The following is a 16658-nucleotide window of genomic DNA, read 5'->3' on the forward strand; positions in this document are numbered from 1 at the left end:
AGGATTATGCCTCATCACATATATTTAACTAAAATAGTTCGGTGATCTATCAACAGCCTACCTGTTAAAACACCCCTACTTCTTCAAAAAAACTATCCTCAAACTTAGTCCGATTGCTTTACCAAACTTTGAGGCACACTTACTTACTCATATACTACATTTTCTCATCAAGCTTTACCTCCTGAAGATCTGACTTACTCACCTTTCTATTGAAAGAGGCGATGTCTTTTTCGAGGATGGTCTTGTAAGTAGCCATGTGCCCATCGAGCTCTCCTTTCAAAAGGTCAAATACCTCGTAAGAGCCCTTGGTCGGTTTCCCGTCGCCACTTTCTACGCTCTTTCTAAGGTAGGCCAGCCTGTTGTTCAACCTTATCGGGAAGTTCAATGGATCTTGCGAACTCTGATTTTTAACCTGATAAAGCGCTTCCTCAACGGTAGAAAGCTTCGACAAAAGTACCTCGGCATCCTTTTTTAAACCCTTGTTCTGCATCACTAGTGTGTCGATTTGGGCTTTCAACAAACGAATGTCTTTTACAGTCTGATTGGCCATGGAGGTAGCATTTTTTATCTTCATAGCCAGCTCAAACTGCTCTTTCACATCTGCTTCTGTCACTCCTGTAATCCTGGGGTCAAGCGCTACCTCAATTTCTCTGGTTTGCACTTCTCCGTTCACAGCTACACTCACGGTATACTTTCCCGGAGGCGCATAAGGGCCTAACTGTGGTCTGGCAGACCAGATAATCATCCCCTCAAAGTCTACAGCACCGGGATATCTTAAGTTCCACTCGTATTTATTGAGTCCCTGAGCGGTAGTCGGGGCCGTAGGCAGGCTGCCATACCAGCTCGCTGCTTCGTCTTCATCCTTCCTGGGCTCCGGCAAAGTCCCTTTTTCCTCCAAAATCACAGTTCCATTAGCATCTTTTATGGTAATAACTACCTCATCGGCCTGCTCTGGCAGGAAGTAGCTGATTGTAGCACTTTCCACTCGTCTAACAGCCCTGTCAGGCTCAAAAAGTGTATAGTTGGGATTGCCAGAAAGTTTGGCATACTCTCTCAGCGGCCCAATATCATCCAAAATATAGACCGAGCGACCATGGGTGCCCGCCACCAAATCTCTATCGGTCACCATCAAATCGGCAATTTGTGTGTCCGGCATGTTCAGCTGCAGGGCATTCCAATTGGCGCCATCATCAAACGATACCCAAACGGTGTGCTCTCCACCTGCATACAGCAAGCCTGGCACTTTGATGTCCTCCCTGATAGTATGCAGGTAATCATCGGATCTGATGCCACTGATTATTTTTGTCCATGTCTTGCCATAATCGTGCGTTTTCCACAAGTACGGAGCCCTGTCATCCATTTGATAGCGTTTTGCAGCCACATATGCAGTGCCTGGGTGATGACGTGAAGCGTCGATGATACTTACCCTTGTGTCCTTTGGCATATCGGGTGGCGTAATATTGCTCCAGGTCTTCCCAAAGTCTCTCGTAATATGCACCAGGCCATCATCTGAGCCAGCCCAAATTGTGTTGACATCATGGTAGCTGGGTGCCAATGCAAACACGGTCGCATAAATCTCAGGCCCGTTCATATCCATGGTGAGTGCTCCACCTGACATACCCAGGGTAGCTGGGTCGGCATAAGTCAAATCTGGGCTTATTTTCTGCCACGACTGCCCTTCATCGGCCGACACCCACACATGCTGAGAGCATGTAAAAAGGAGGTTGTTGTCCACCGGAGAGAATACAATAGGAAATGTCCACTGCCAGCGCTCAGGCAATGATGATGAAGGCTCGCCTGAAAAGAAGCGTGGATACACCTGCACATCTCTCTCGTGGCCTGTTGCTCTGTTATAACGTGTTAACAGTGCTCCCTGGCTTCCGGCGTAGAATATATCAGGGTTCTTAGGATCCTGAGCAATGTAGCCGCTCTCCCCACCACCTGGCGAATAGTAGTACTCTGTTTTCGGCCCCCTGGCAGTCATAAAATCCCAACCATCACTTGGAATACACATCGTGGAATTGTCCTGCTGAGCTCCACAAATGTGATATGGAAAGTCGTTGGTGACCATGATGTGATAAAACTGAGCCGTTGGGAAGTCCAGGTCGGTCCAGGTTTTACCACCGTTGACCGATACAGTACCACCACCATCATTGGAAGCGATCATGCGCATGGGATCGTTGGGATCAATCCAGAGATCGTGGTTGTCACCATGTGGCGGCCTGATTGTGACGTCAAACTTTTCACCACCATCGGTAGATTTGTAAAAGCCCACGTTTAACCCATATACCGTATTCTCGTCTTTTGGATCAGCGTAAATACGGCTGTAGTAAAACGCTCTTTGCCTGAGCTTGCGTTCGTCGTTCACCTGCTTCCAGGTTTTGCCAGCGTCGTCAGAGCGAAACACCCCGCCGTCGTTGGCTTCAACAACTGCCCAAAGCCTGTTTGGATTAGCAGGCGAAACTGTCACGCCAATTTTACCGACAGGCCCTTTCGGCAACCCGGGGTTCCTGGTGAGCTCTGTCCATGTGTCGCCACCGTCAATTGACTTATAAAGGCCGCAATCGGGGCCACCACCCCACATTTTGTAGGGCTTGCGGTATACTTGCCAAATAGTGGCATAAACTACCTTCGGGTTTGTCCTGTCAATGATGATATCAACGCCGCCTGCCTTATCGCTTTTGTAAAGCACTTTTTTCCAGCTTTTACCCCCGTCGGTTGTTCTGAAAATGCCTCTTTCTTCATTATTGCCGTAGGGATGCCCGAGTGCGGCCACAAACACGATATCAGGATTCGTTGGGTCAACCCGCACCCTGGCAATCGCCTGGGTTTCTTTCAAACCTATGTTTTCCCAGGTTTTGCCAGCATCTACCGACTTGTAAACACCGTCTCCCTGCATGATATTACCTCTAAACTGGGTTTCGCCGGTTCCTATATACACAATGTCGGGATTGGTTTCCGACACGGCCACGGCACCCACCGATGAGCTTGTCAGCTGCCCGTCGGTTACTGGTTTCCAGGTAGTGCCACCATCAACAGTTTTCCAGAGGCCACCACCTACTGCCCCAAAGTAGTATTCGTTGGGTCGGGACGGACTTCCTGACGCTCCCAGCGACCTTCCTCCCCTGCTAGGCCCTACATTTCTCCATTCAAAGGCCTTAGTTAGCAAAGTATCAAGGGTAGTAATAGGCTTCGTGGGATAGCCCTCGGGCAATTGTCTCGCTTTCACTGCAAACGAGAGCAAAATGCCCGCAACAAGTAAATAGTATCTGTTTAACTTCATATAATAATTGATAAATTGAACGATAGGGTAATATAGGGAGCGAACCAGTTCACAGGAAGCCGCTAATGGAAAAGCCTTTAAGACCTTGAAAAATCAGCCGTTGTTTGCTATTTCAAAGCAGGATTGACCCAAAGGTGGCTGAACCAATGCCAATGACCATCGGTGTCTTTTATGGTAAGGGTATAAAGGGTTCTCCTGCTTCTCAGAGCGCTGCCTGGTTTTACGGTGACCTCTATTTTGTCGCCACTCATTTTCTTCTCCAGTACACATGATCCTCCCTGCACAAAACATTGAAGCTGCGATTCCATCAGGTTTGACTGAGCGAAGGTGACTTGAAGGGTGGGTGATGGATCATTAGCTATCATCAGAAAGCTCTCTGGCTTCTCAGCAATCACCTTCAAGGCCTGCATATTGGCTTTAGAAATAAATTTCTCCAACGGCGAAAAGCCCGAAGCCATCGGAAACCTGGGCAGGCTAAACAAATTGCCTCCGCCATGCATCACACCTGAGTTTTGGGCCAGCCCAGCCGAAAAACCCATTTCTTGCAGCAGTTCGGCCATTTTTGGATCGAACTCCCCATAGGGATAAGCAAATGCTTTGGGCGTAATTCCTAGTCGTTCCGTTATCAGCGCTTGTGCCTTTTCTACATCGCTGCGAAATGTCTCATACCGTGCGGGTGGTGCCTCATTTAAAAAATAGGCATGAGAATGACTATGGTTTCCTATTTCTATTTTGTTGCCCAGGCAGTCTTCGAGCTGCTTCCAGTCCATATAAGAGCTGCCACCTACTGTTTCAGTATTGATGAAAACGGTGGCAGGAAACCCGTATTTCTTTAATAAGGGAAGACCATTTTTGTAAAAGCTTTCGTAACCGTCGTCGATGGTAATAACAGCTACCCGTTCCCGCTCGCCTGGCTTTTTCAGGTAATCAACCGCCTCAGAAATGGTCAATACCTTAAAATCATTCTGTTTGAGATAGTTGAGATGAGCGTCAAAGCTTTCTGTAGAGATGTTGGTAGAAGGATACCGGCTATCTCCCACCCTATGGTAGACAAAGCCGACCACTTCCCTGTTCATTTGCCCAAGGAGGGTACTATTGGCGGTCGTCAACAATAACACCACCCACCACAACAACCGTATCAATAACATAGCCGAAAAGTTTAACGGTTCTTTCTTCAACAAAATACGCCGGATCAAGGCGATAATCATCGTACTGCATCATTCGATTCTGCCGGATAATGGTCGCCAGTTGTTCCACATACTCCTCACGCCTTTCCGAATAATACTTGAGGTAAGGAAGCAAAACATTCACGTTATCAGTGGTATCTCTCGCCTCTCTGAATCTCCGGTAAGCCCTACTTCGGGCCACCAATCCAAAGTAATCATAAATAGAGGCCGACACATCGTCGTACTTTCTTAGATAGATCGCCTGGCCGTTCCGTGAGTAGATGGACTTGATTCTCGGTTCGCCCGACCGGTACGACCAGATGCCAAAGAGGTTATTGGCTTGCTGGAATATGCGTGAAGTACCCCAGCCAGACTCCACCGCCGCCTGCGCCAGAATGATGCTGTTGGGATGGGTTTTCATGCGGCGAAGCAACAATTCGCCTGAAGCAGTTTTATAAAACTCACTTTGTGCAAAATAAAAGGTACTGTCCTCCTTTAGCCAAATGGGCTTGTTCAGTATTTCTCTGATTTTATTTCTTTCGTCCTCTATCCTGTGCTTCGCCAAAAGAATGGACGGCAACAAGGCGGAAATGAACTTTAGCTTGGCCTGCTCAGGTGGCAACTGGTCAATTCCTTCAATTTCGTGATACAGAACAGGCGCCACCAATGTGTCGTCGAGTAGCGCTATGCTATCCGGGTGGTTGGCCAATACTTCCCTGGTTTTGATATAATGCGTCTTATCAATCGAAAAATTGACAAGTACAGCAGCAAAACCCACCAGGATTAGCAGAATGACAAAAATGATCGTCTTTCTCAAAAAGGGTGTTTAGTTGATCAATCTATCTTTTAAGATAAGCTATTAAATCGGACATTTGGTCAACGGAGATAGAATTTTCAAATCCCGCAGGCATCGCCGACACGTCCGAAGCTTTCAACGACGCAATTTCATTTCTGTTCACGGTAGTAACATTGCCAGCTGCATCTTTGATGCTTAGCGATGAGGCTGTTTCTGACGCAATCACTCCTGTTAGTTGCTCACCGTTCTTAGTTTTTAATTCCCAGGTTTCAAATCCGTCGGCAATAGATCGATTGGGGTTAATGATATCGGCCAAAATAAACGACGCATCCCTGTTTCTAATGGTACCAAGGTCAGGACCAAAACTACTCCCTCCTTCTCCGCCCTTTTGATGGCATATAGCGCAATTAGCCTTAAATACAGCTGCTCCGGCCACCCGATCACCTTTCACATCCAATGCCTGCTGGTACTTTTTTACTAACTCCTCAGGAGCTGCATTGTTCGACGCAAGCAGCCGCCTCGCTTTTTCCCGCACGCCATCAGTATAGCTGTTCATCAGCCTCACCTTGCGTGGCCAGGTAATAGTAGCCTGATCAATACTCCCCGCTTCCACTGCATCGAGCAATGAATGAGAGCCAGATTCGCTGTTAAGAAGATGTCCCATAGCATGATCTCTTAGTACCGGAGTCAGGCTGCCCCAGCGTTTCAAAATGAGCTGTGAGGCAGCCTCGCTATTGATAGCTACTATGGCGTTGATGGCACCCTCTTGTACGTCATCCGGCTCCTGTGCAGACACGAGCGTTGACAATTTATCAATATAGGCCCCATTGGCTGATTTGGTTAACAAAAGTAGCGCATCAGTTCTTAAGGCCGGACTTGCTCCTCCATTCAGTGCTAGTTGCAACGCTTTCTCCTGAACATCCGCCAAATGGGATGCCTCAATTCCTGGCAAATGAGTGAGAAGTCTCACGCTGGCTGCCCTCACCTCAGCTGGGGTCTTTTCGTTTAATTGGGCCTTCAGGAGCCTCATCTCAGCTACGGCGTTCCCGGCCCGAAGCCCACTGTTTTTAACGGCCCCGTCAATTCCCCTGAGTACAGCAGATTTCCACCATGCGTCGCTTTGATCCTGGGTGCCTGAAAGCACTTTCTTTAACATTTCCGAAATGGCCTTCTGGTTGCCAGAAGTAGCCATCGCCGCAGCGCAGTTGGAGAAAAACATGGCCGTTCCTTCTGAGGGCGAATTGGCCAATGTGCTGATAGTCTCCGATAGCAACTCACTTTCTTTCCCATAGCTGGCACTCAAGGCCGCCACCTGCACCCATCGGTCGTTGATGTCTTGCCGAAGAAGTTGATTGCGAGCCTCAGTGGCCTCTTTGGTATCGACAAAGCCCAGCGTGCACAAAAGCTGAAACCTTACCCGGGCGTCGCTATCGCCGGACATGCCAACCAGAGTCTTGGCCAATGTTGGCCATGCTGTCAGGTGTATTTCAGCCAACCTGATGGCATTTTCCCTTACACCAGCCGCCTTGTGTCTCAATCCCCTTTCTATGAGCTCAGCAGTTAATTGGCCTCTACCCTCCAGCGTCCAAAGCCCATGCAAAAAACCAACTGCACGCTCAGTGCTGGCCACATAGTCAATCAGCACATCGTTTGGCACCAAAGCCTCGTTGGCTACTATCAGTCGTTGCACATTTCTTCGCCACCAAATATTGTCACTGCCCAGCAAGGCAACGATTTCATCTGAACTCATGGCCGGAATGTCTATGCTACCTACCCAGTTCATTGGAGCCGTGCCTTTGGGTGATATTCTGTAAATTCTGCCTTGATTCGAGCCATTGTAAAGCGCTCCCGAATTGTTTACCTCTTCCGACATCCACTCAGGGTGCTCCACAATCTGCCGATAATAGTCGATCATATACAAAGCACCGTCGGGGCCTACATAAAACTGAACAGGACGGAACCAGGCATCTGTAGACGCCAAAAACTCTTTGTTTTCAACCAAGCGGCTTGCACTAAACGACGCACCTTTGGCAATAACCCTATCCGCATGTACAAGATTATGCACCGGCTCCGCCACAAAAGTCACATTCTCGAAGCCCTTGATCAAACCGGCTTGGTACCACGTAACACCGCATGAGGAAGTAATGACGCCGACATCGGTCAACAACTGATGGGCAGGATTTTGCGTGATAGGAAAGATCTCCGCTGCACTACCATGATCCGGAATATTCTCCATGGCATCGGCAACAACCAGGTTGGGATTCCGTGCCAGGTACCTGGCAGGAATGACCTCGGTGAAAAGGTGGTCAGCATTGCTGGTGCCAAAGTGATGACCCCAGTCATCGAACGTTTGCCCATATTGCGACTCGCCTGAAAGCATCTCTAATTGAAAAGAGTCGGGCATGAACCTTACGTTCCTGCCATTGGCGTCAATGGGCAACTTAGGTGCGTTGCTGTTAGCCGGAAAACGCACCTCGCTTCCCTCGTCGCTGAATTCCTTCACACTTACTTTGGGTGTTACCATTCCCTGATGCGCCACATAAATCCAGTTGTCGAGGCCATACGCCGGTGTATTGGCAATGTGCTGCGGATTGGTTACCGCAAACCCGGTCAACAGTACTTCCCTCTTATCCGCCTTTCCATCGCCGTTTGTATCTTCGAGGTAAAGCACGTCTGGCACGTCTACAACTATCAACCCATTCTTCCACCTCATGAGTCCGGTGGGCAACTTTAGCCCATCGGCAAACACGAGAGCTTTGTCAAACCGCCCGTCGGCATCGGTGTCCAGCAGTTGTTTTATCACGCCACTTCCGGACAAGTCCAGGGGGTACCCATGCATTTCCAGCACATAAGTTCTTCCCAACTCATCCACTTCCATCGCCACCGGATCTGCCACCAGTGGTTCGGATGCAATAAGTTCGATTTGAAGGCCTTCGTATAGATCAAAAGAAGCCAGGGCCTTTTCTGCCAACTGCTCATCTTCTTCTTTGTCCCCCTGCGAAGCGCAAGAAGACAAGACGATCACAAGAGAGAAAACAAAGGTTTGCTTAAAAGTCATAAGGTAGGTTCGGGTGTGTTGCGACAACAATTTATCAAAAACGCACCTAATCCTTTAACCCGCCAACATAAAATTAGCTGAGAATAAATTTAAGGTCGGCCGGAGAGTATTTCACAGACTTCAGGGTTTTTCTGTCCCCGGTTCTGAACACGAGGTACAGTCCGTCCGCTTCTTCATGGTGGCATTCAACACCTTGTGCCTTGTAGTGATTTACTGTGGCTTCAGCTTCTTCAATTGTCTTGCAGGTTTTGCTCATATTGGAGCGCTGCACCTCGTCAAAAAGCTCTTTGAATTGCCCACCCAAGCCAAATTCAAGCACAGCTCCACTGAGTACATACTGCAGGTCGCACAGAGCGTCAGCTATTTCTACGATGTCCTTTGCCTGAATAGCCTCTTCCAATTCTTTCAGTTCCTCAGCCAGAAGATTCACTCTGAGGGCACACCGGTCAGCAGAAGGTACAGTAGCCTCTGGCAGTATCGGGTGACCAAAAGTTCGGTGAAATTTTGCTACATCATTAAGAGAATCAGGCGATTGCATAAAGTGGGGTTTTAGTCTGCATAAATAATCGGATTCTAAAATCCGCCGTTTTACTTTTACAGTCAACCATGAGTGAAGAAAAACTTATCCACAACGAGCCAGCCCGGTTCGAAAAACTTAGCGTCATTTACCAGGACGAGTATTTAGTGGCCATCAACAAGCCGAATCGGCTGCTTGTTCACAAAACAAAAATCGCCGAGGAAAAGCATTTTTTTGCCAACAGGCTACTGGCCGACCAAATAGGCTGCGAGGTATATCCGGTGCATCGAATCGATAGGGCTACCTCAGGCGTATTGCTTTTTGCTTATTCTCCGCAGGGCATAGCCATGACCCAATCGCTCTTTATGAATGGAGACGTAACGAAGGAATACCTGGCGGTGGTTCGGGGCTTTGTGGCAGAAACAGGATCAACAAACGAGCCATTGATTAAACATGAAACAGGTGTTGAGCAAACTGCTTTGACTGACTATGAAAGACTAAACACCATCGAAGTCGACATTTCAGTGAACAAATACCCCACCTCACGGTATTCACTTGTGAGAATGCTGCCAAGAACGGGCCGCACGCACCAACTCCGCAGGCATTTCAATCACATGGGGCACCCTATTGTTGGCGATACCAAATATGGTGACCTGCGGCACAACAGGATGTTCGAAAGAGAATGGGGGATCACCTCACTCCTTCTTCACGCTCACAAACTCACTTTTATTCACCCGTTTTCAAACAAAGAGTTGAGGCTTCAAGCCCCACTGTCACCTGATTTTGTAAAAGCAATGGACACGTTCGCCTGGGAAAACAATTATTGAAATCTCAACACAGGGCTTTCATAGTTCGTATTGTTTAGTGCAAAACCACACTGAGCCTCCATTTAATACAATTCCTGTAATTTTTTGAATTATTCAGTTAATCATTGTTAACCCAATATTAATTAATTAAATTTGTTGTTAACAATTTGGTAACATTAGAAGAAAGGAGCCATCATGAAAGGATTGTATGAACGCAGGTTCAAGTATAGTCTGGACTATTTGGTGCTGGGTAAGCCTAAGAGAAAAGAGCGAGTGATCAATTGGTTGATTCTGGGTTTGGTAGCTCTTTTGGGCATTGTGCTTTCCATTTGAAATAGTCAAAACAGATATACTTACCGAATGCGAGGGGCTACACCCCACAAAAAAGCAAAGGTCTCCGATGAAGGAGACCTTTTTTTATTAGTAGACATTGCTTTGGTTCGCTACTTAAAACTTAAGGCAAACTGGTTTAGATACAGAAAACTCTTTTCCAGTAGCAGCCAACAGGCCTGTTTCTTTGTTCCTCGTGAACACAACTATGTTGTTGGTATCCTGGTTAGCAACCAGCAAGAATTTTTCATCTGGCGAAAGCGTAAAATTACGGGGTGTCTTTCCCCCAACCGGTTCATTACCCAAACTGGTCAGGCTTCCGTCGTCCGCTACTGCGTACATAGCTATGCTATGGTGTCCTCTATTGGAAGCATAGAGAAATTTCCCGTCTGAAGTAATGTGTATGTCGGCATCGGAATTTCTTTCGGTGAAGTCAGCCGGTATTGTGCTTTTTCTGTCAATTGCCTCAAACGTGCCCTTTTCAAAATCGGCTTTCATTGAAACAACCGAGCTTGATAACTCATTGACTACGAAAGCCATTGCCTTTGTGGGGTGAAATATCAGGTGTCTCGGACCGTCTCCTGGCTGTAGCTCAAAAGCAACATGGGCTTCACCCAGGGTACCATCGGCAGCGAACGGATAGGCAAGTATTTTGTCGATGCCAAGATCCACTGCGTAGAGGTATCCACCTTTGAAAATGCTGCAATGTGCATGGGGGCCTTTCTGGTTAGGTTCCACCGGCCCGCTACCTTTGTGCTGGCGAATCTGAGGAGAAGCCTGCAACGCAAGGCCCTCACCTAGCTGGTACACCGCCAGGTTACCTGAGCTATAGTTGGCCACGGCTACCTGCCTTCCCGATGGGCTAATATCAACATAGCAAGGGTGTGCCCCTTCGGTTGAAAGCTTGCTAACCTCTACAAGCTGGTTGTTCTCATGGTCCCAGCTAAAAGAGCTAATGCCGCCCTCCTGGGTTTCGTTAACACTGAAAACGCTCTGTCTGTCTTTGCTAATCGCCAGGTATGATGGGTTTGTGGTCTTCACCAACAACATACTGTCGCTCAGCTCACCGGTTGCTGTGTTGAATTGCAACTGGTAAATGCCGTTGCTTCCGGCACCGGTATAAACCCCAACAAGAAGGTCTATTGTTTGTGGTTCCATTTTATCATCCTGGCCTTCAGTTTCCTGAGGGTTTTGCTGAGTGCATCCGGCCATAAAGGCGATCAAAACGATGAGCACTCCAAATAGTTTACTCCTTAGTTCCATAATATATTAGGTTAGTAACACGAATATAGCGGTAAAAGACGAAACCAGACAGGCAATGAAATCACCTATTTAGCAGGGTATTTTTCAAAGCCACTTTTTGCGCTTGAAATAAAGCAGCATTAGAATAAGCACTGCCCCCATTACTCCCCACACAACAAAATAGCCATAGCGGTACTTGAGCTCGGGCATATATTCGAAGTTCATTCCATAAATGCCTGCAATAAAAGTGAGTGGGATGAAAATGGTGGCCACCGTGGTCAGCACCTTCATCGTCTCGTTCATTTTCTGACTGAGGGACGAAAAATAGATGTTAGCAAGGCTCTCCAGGCTTTTACTTGTGGACTCTATCTCGTCCATGGCATTTTTACAGCTATTGAGCAGGTCATGAAAATACTTCTCATTTTCATTTTCGATGAAGTTGGTACGGCCGTTGAGAATATTGGTTAAAGCCTCTTTGAAAGGCATCAACGACTTCTTGATCAGTTGCGTATCCTTCTTGTACTTCTCCAGCTTGAGTAGTGTGCTCTGAGTGGGGTCTTTCAGTACCTCTTTTTCCAGTTCAGCCACTATCAAATTGAATGCGTCGATGGTCTCAAAATAGTTGTCCAGCACGGCGTCCAGCAACTGCACCAGTAAAAAATCGCTTTTCCGGTGGCGAACCATGCCCAACTTCTCCCGGATCTTGTACCTGATGTGGTCAAAATGATCCCCTTCTTCTTCCTGCAGCGAAATGATGTAGTTCTTCCCCAGGATAAAGCTGATCTGCTCAATGTTTAGCTCTTGTTGCTCGGTTTGCAGGATCGATTTCACACTGAAAAACAGGTACTTATCATATTCCTCTACTTTGGGCCGCTGGGTGGTATCGAGCATTTGCCGCACCATGAGGCGGTCAAAAGACATGGTTTTCGAGAGGTCTTCGTAAAGCGACACCTCGTGCAGGCCGTGGAAATTCAACCAATAAGATTTTTTCGGATCAGGTGACTGGAGTGCTGAAAAGTCTTCTGGTTGGTCCAGCTCCATGCAGTCGTCTGGACTGTATTCAAACAGCTGAATGGCCACCTTCTCCAGCTTTTTCTTACCAATAAAGACCGTTTGGGCTTTTCCTTTTGATTCACTTTTAAGAGTAGAATACAGGTTGAAGGTAAGGTTGTCGCCTATCGTCCCGAGCGTCCGCAAGCCTGCCATTAGGATTTTGTCAGGCCTGGTAATATCAAATTGCTTCTTGTCCTTCTTCATTCACAGAAATCATTGATTGTCATTTATTAAACTTACTACACTTATCCTCATCCCTCAAGCAAAGCTAAAACTTAAAGGCTCCGAACAGGGACTTTCCGGCAAGTTAAGGCATAAAAAAAACCACCCGAAGGTGGTTTCTTATAGTGTCTTTTAATAAAAAAAGTATATCTATCGATTCCTTTTACTATCGCACTACTTCGACATTAACGGCGTTCATGCCTTTTTTGCCTTGCTCAACTTCAAAAGTCACTTCGTCGTTCTCACGAACTTCGTCAACTAGACCTGAAACGTGAACGAAGATGTCTTCACCGCCATTTGATGGCTTAATGAAACCAAAACCTTTTGAATTGTTGAAAAATTTTACTGTTCCTTCCATTGTTATTATTAATTGATTGTAATAAATGCTATGCTAGTGGCATTTTGGTAAAGGTAAAAAATCTGACTTGAGGGTAATTAATTAAGAAATTTGTGGGGTGCAAAGTTGAGAATTAACGACCTGTGGCCAGGCATATTTTACTATTACTGATTTAAATGCTGTGCAAGGTGGCAAATAGTGCGATTCAAAGCAAATAAATATTTGTTTTTTATTGCGGTCGATCTAAATGGTGGGCCTTTTGCCTTCTCACTTTTTCTGGCACGGAATCTGAACAAGCATTTTGGTGACTTAATTGGCGAGTTAGGATTTTGTTTGAATTTTTTTAATTGAGTTGATAATTTAAACCAACCTTACTGTTAGTTTTGTGACTGTAAAAGCGGTTGTTAATCGTTGATAAATATTCATTTACAGATTAAGAATTTTTATTCACGCTATGAGTGTCAAAATCCAGCAGAACATTGACGTGGTGCATAATATCACCAGGAAGGAATTCGAGCAAAATTACTATTACCCACAAAAACCTGTAGTCCTCAAAGGGCTTGTAGATGGCTATCCGGCCAGCAAGAAATGGAATTTCCAATTCTTTAAGGACGAAATGGGTGATATGGAGGTGGGTGTGTTCGACGGGGCACTGGAGCGAGCTGATCGTTCTTTTAAAAAGCCTGACTATTATCTGAAGTTCAGGGAGTACCTGGATGAAATAGAAAAAGGGCCGACAAAAAAGCGGTTATTTCTTTTTAACCCTTTTAAACAGAACAAACGCCTGTTCGAAGACTTCGAATTTCCTAAGATATGCTCCGGGTTCTTAAGGTCTTTTCCTTTTATGTTTTTTGGTGGCGACGGATCAGTAACCCGCATCCATCAGGACATGGATATGTCGTGCGTTTTTCTTACACAGTTTACCGGAAAGAAAAGAGTAGTGCTGTTTGACCCCAAGTACTCAACTTTACTGTACAGATTTCCCTACAATGTGCACACTGCTGTTAACATTGAAAAGCCCGACTACGACAAGTACCCGGGGTTGAAATATGTTGAAGGAAGAGAGGCCGTGCTGGAATTTGGCGACACCATCTTTATTCCATCCGGCTGGTGGCACCATATCGAATATGTAGGTAGTGGCTTTAGTATGAGCCTTAGGTGCCTGAGCCCACGGGTGAAAGATCGTGTGCAAGGTGGCTGGAACGTGACAGTTGCTACCCACCTCGACGAATTGCTTCTTAAAATGAGGGGAGACAAGTGGTTTAAGCACAAGGAGAAAGTAGCCATCAACAATGCTAACAAAGAGATTGAAAAGCTTATAGCACAATAGCATTGCCTTTTCAGAAGTGAGGTTGTGCTTTTGAAAAACACAAAACCCGGTCATGTAGTATAGCAATACTATTTGACCGGGTTTTTAGTTGAGTCACCTCCTACTCCGACCTCAGTGAATCCACCGGATTAGAGCTGGCCGCCTGCATCGACCGGTAGCCGGTGCTAACCAGCGCCACCAGCAGAGAAACAGCAAAGACCGATATAAATACGGGGAGCCCAATGTCTATCTGATAGGCAAAGTCATTGAGCCAATTGCTCATAAGTGTATAAACCAGCGGGGAGGCGACCACAAACTCAATTAGTAACAGTACTGCAACCTCTCTCCAAAACATGAGAAGCATTTGAAAGGTACCGGCACCTAACACCTTCCTCACTCCTATCTCTTTTGTCCGCTCGTTGGCCATGAATGAAATGAGACCATACAAACCCAGGCCGCCAATAAGCACTGCCATACAGGCGAAAATCATGAACAAAGTGGCCAGGTTCCGCTCAGTCTCGTACTTGGCGGCAATAGAAGCATCCAGAAACCGGTAATCGAAAATAAACTCAGGGAACGTTTCATTCCAGATACTTTCTACCTCGGCAATGGTTTCGCTGGCAACCGCAGATGAACTGCCGGCAGAAAACTTGATTGCCATCGTGTAAAATTCAGGCTGATAGTAAAGCAGTATCACTTTCTTCAGCTCCTGGTGCAAGGTTTGAGCATGAAAATCTTTTACAACCCCAACAATCTCCCTCACATTGTCGTCGTAACCAGTTCTTACTTTTGCCCCGATAGCTTCAGCTGGGGTTTGAAAGCCCAACCCATGAATCGACTGCTCACTGGCAATAATAGCCGAAGCAGAGTCAGCCTGCCGGAGATTTCTGCCGGCCAGCAATTCTATATTGAAAAGCGACAGATAGTTTTCGTCAACTGCCTTAAAGTTGGCACCAAGGTCACCCCTCTGCTCCTTGGGAACAGAAGGTTCATAAAAGTTAGCATGGGAATTCGATGACGACAAGGGTGCTCCTATGCAAAAGGACACATTATCTACACCATTGACAGCCCGAATCCTCTCTCTGAGAGCAGTGATGGCCGACTGATCAGGCACCCAGGTGGTGATAATAGCCTCCTTGTCGAACCCCAGCGGCTGATCCTGAAGAAATTTTGTCTGCAAAAGCACAACCAATGTGCCGAACACCAAAGCCTGGCTTATCATAAACTGAAAGACGACCAGCGCCTTTCGAACCGAGATGCCACGCAGCCCTTTTCCGTGGAAGCTTTTGCCCTTCAATGCCGCTACAGGCCCCATGTTAGACAGCACCAGCGACGGATAGAGCCCCGCTGCCAGTGTCACCAACGTGACAATGGCCACCAAATATGCCAATAGTCCTGGCTCGTTGACCACGCTTACCGACAGCCTATAGCCGAGCAGGTCTTGCAATTCCAGCAACATCACCTCCGCCAGTGCCAACGAAAAAAAGCTGGCCAACAAGGTGATGAAGAAAGTCTCAGTAAGAAACTGTGCTCTCAGCTGTCCCTTGTGACCACCCATGGCCTTGCGAATGCCAATCTCCCGGACTCTTCTTGAAGCTTGCGCTGTAGACAGGTTGATGAAGTTGATACAAGCGGCGATCACAAGAAAAAAGGCGATGGTAACTAAAGCACCGAGCAGTCTGTAGTCCATCACCCTGTCACCAAAGTTGCCAAAGACCGGGTTAAAGTGTACATCAGACAACGGCTGAAGTCCAAAACGGTTGCCGTCATCCTCCTCGCCATAATACTTTTTTGCTAAGCCTGGTAGTGCTGAGGACAGCTGATCCTTATTCGATTCATTTTTCAGCAACACATAGCAGTTGGTACTGCTACTGGTGGCATCCCAGTCTTGTCCATCTTCATAATCAGAGTCAAAATCGCCGAGATTGTCGTAATGCACCACTAGTTGAAAAGGGAGATCAGTGGTGGCAGGAGGTGCCAGAAATACCCCCTTGATGACTACGCTCAGAGTTGAATTGATCGTCATCCTTTTTCCTATAACTTGGTCTAAGTTTCCGTCTTTGATACCGAAGTATTTGGTGGCCCACTCGTCGGAAATAACCGCTGAATTTGGCTCAGCCACAGCTTTCTTTAGGTTGCCTGCCAATGCCGGGAACGTAAAAACGTCAAAGAGACCGGGAGAGGCGAATACCAGCCCATCCTGTTCTTCCATCTTCTTTAGCTGATTATCCCCCTCCCACGACGCTATGATACCGCCATACTCATAATCGATTTTGGCTACGGCGTCGACAAAAGCGTAGTCTGCCATTAAGGCATCCCCGGTTGGGTGTGGCACAGAGGCACTCTCACCATTGGTTACCCTGTAAATGTGATCAAAATTAGCATGGTGCTTCTCATAGCTCAGCTCATAGTTAACAATAAGGTAAATGACCACGGAACAACCTATGCCGAGTGCAAGACCAAGTACATTGAGCAGCAGAAAGCTGGGATGTCTTTTGAAAGTTCGGTAAACGGTGACAAGATAGTTTTTGAACATAGC

The 16658-nt window shown here is 46.9% G+C and carries 12 protein-coding genes; 3 read left to right on the forward strand and 9 right to left on the reverse strand.

What is annotated here, in order from left to right; translation table 11 throughout:
• Positions 1-154: 154 nt before the first annotated feature.
• The 5 genes from AAC052_RS03410 to AAC052_RS03430 all read right to left on the reverse strand — a co-directional run bounded on the left by AAC052_RS03410 (position 155) and on the right by AAC052_RS03430 (position 8841).
• A complete protein-coding gene (locus tag AAC052_RS03410; RefSeq protein ID WP_339810934.1) occupies positions 155-3283 on the reverse strand; it encodes a glycosyl hydrolase in 3129 nt (1042 codons plus the stop codon).
• A gap of 107 nt (positions 3284-3390) precedes the next feature.
• Entirely contained in the window at positions 3391-4431 is a 1041-nt protein-coding gene (locus AAC052_RS03415; protein WP_339810936.1) for a polysaccharide deacetylase family protein, read from the reverse strand.
• Positions 4376-5266: a glucosaminidase domain-containing protein gene (locus tag AAC052_RS03420; protein WP_339810939.1), complete on the reverse strand. Its 891-nt coding sequence runs from the start codon at positions 5264-5266 to the stop codon at positions 4376-4378. Before AAC052_RS03420 ends, AAC052_RS03415 begins: the two co-directional genes overlap by 56 nt.
• 22 nt (positions 5267-5288) lie before the next feature.
• On the reverse strand, positions 5289-8303 hold the full coding sequence (locus tag AAC052_RS03425) for a PVC-type heme-binding CxxCH protein (protein WP_339810942.1): 3015 nt from the start codon (positions 8301-8303) through the stop codon (positions 5289-5291).
• 73 nt (positions 8304-8376) lie between these two features.
• A complete protein-coding gene (locus AAC052_RS03430) occupies positions 8377-8841 on the reverse strand; it encodes a nucleoside triphosphate pyrophosphohydrolase family protein (protein WP_339787642.1) in 465 nt (154 codons plus the stop codon).
• A gap of 68 nt (positions 8842-8909) precedes the next feature.
• On the opposite strand from AAC052_RS03430, the gene AAC052_RS03435 reads away from it, so the two are divergent.
• Together AAC052_RS03435 and AAC052_RS03440 are read left to right on the forward strand one after the other, a co-directional pair.
• Positions 8910-9647, forward strand: a complete 738-nt coding sequence (locus AAC052_RS03435; RefSeq protein WP_317491672.1) for a pseudouridine synthase — start codon at positions 8910-8912, stop codon at positions 9645-9647.
• A gap of 174 nt (positions 9648-9821) precedes the next feature.
• The gene (locus AAC052_RS03440) at positions 9822-9959 is read left to right on the forward strand and encodes a hypothetical protein (protein ID WP_193217741.1); all 138 of its coding nucleotides are present in this window, start codon (positions 9822-9824) and stop codon (positions 9957-9959) included.
• A gap of 114 nt (positions 9960-10073) precedes the next feature.
• Here the strand turns inward: AAC052_RS03440 and AAC052_RS03445 are convergent, their stop codons facing one another.
• The 3 genes from AAC052_RS03445 to AAC052_RS03455 form a co-directional block, all read right to left on the reverse strand.
• Positions 10074-11219: a lactonase family protein gene (locus AAC052_RS03445; RefSeq protein WP_339810945.1), complete on the reverse strand. Its 1146-nt coding sequence runs from the start codon at positions 11217-11219 to the stop codon at positions 10074-10076.
• Between the two features lie 84 nt (positions 11220-11303).
• Positions 11304-12455: a magnesium/cobalt transporter CorA gene (corA, locus tag AAC052_RS03450; RefSeq protein ID WP_339810946.1), complete on the reverse strand. Its 1152-nt coding sequence runs from the start codon at positions 12453-12455 to the stop codon at positions 11304-11306.
• A 184-nt stretch (positions 12456-12639) separates the two neighbouring features.
• Positions 12640-12831: a cold shock domain-containing protein gene (locus AAC052_RS03455; RefSeq protein WP_151996716.1), complete on the reverse strand. Its 192-nt coding sequence runs from the start codon at positions 12829-12831 to the stop codon at positions 12640-12642.
• A gap of 433 nt (positions 12832-13264) precedes the next feature.
• Between AAC052_RS03455 and AAC052_RS03460 the strand changes: the two genes are divergently transcribed.
• Positions 13265-14140 (forward strand): cupin-like domain-containing protein, encoded by an 876-nt coding sequence (locus AAC052_RS03460; protein ID WP_317491669.1) that lies wholly within the window; start codon positions 13265-13267, stop codon positions 14138-14140.
• 100 nt (positions 14141-14240) lie between these two features.
• Here AAC052_RS03460 and AAC052_RS03465 read toward each other — a convergent pair whose 3' ends face one another.
• A complete protein-coding gene (locus tag AAC052_RS03465; RefSeq protein WP_339810947.1) occupies positions 14241-16655 on the reverse strand; it encodes an FtsX-like permease family protein in 2415 nt (804 codons plus the stop codon).
• Positions 16656-16658: the final 3 nt, after the last annotated feature.

Source organism: uncultured Imperialibacter sp., from assembly GCF_963974565.1.
In the GTDB taxonomy this organism is placed as follows: Bacteria; Bacteroidota; Bacteroidia; order Cytophagales; family Cyclobacteriaceae; genus Imperialibacter; species Imperialibacter roseus.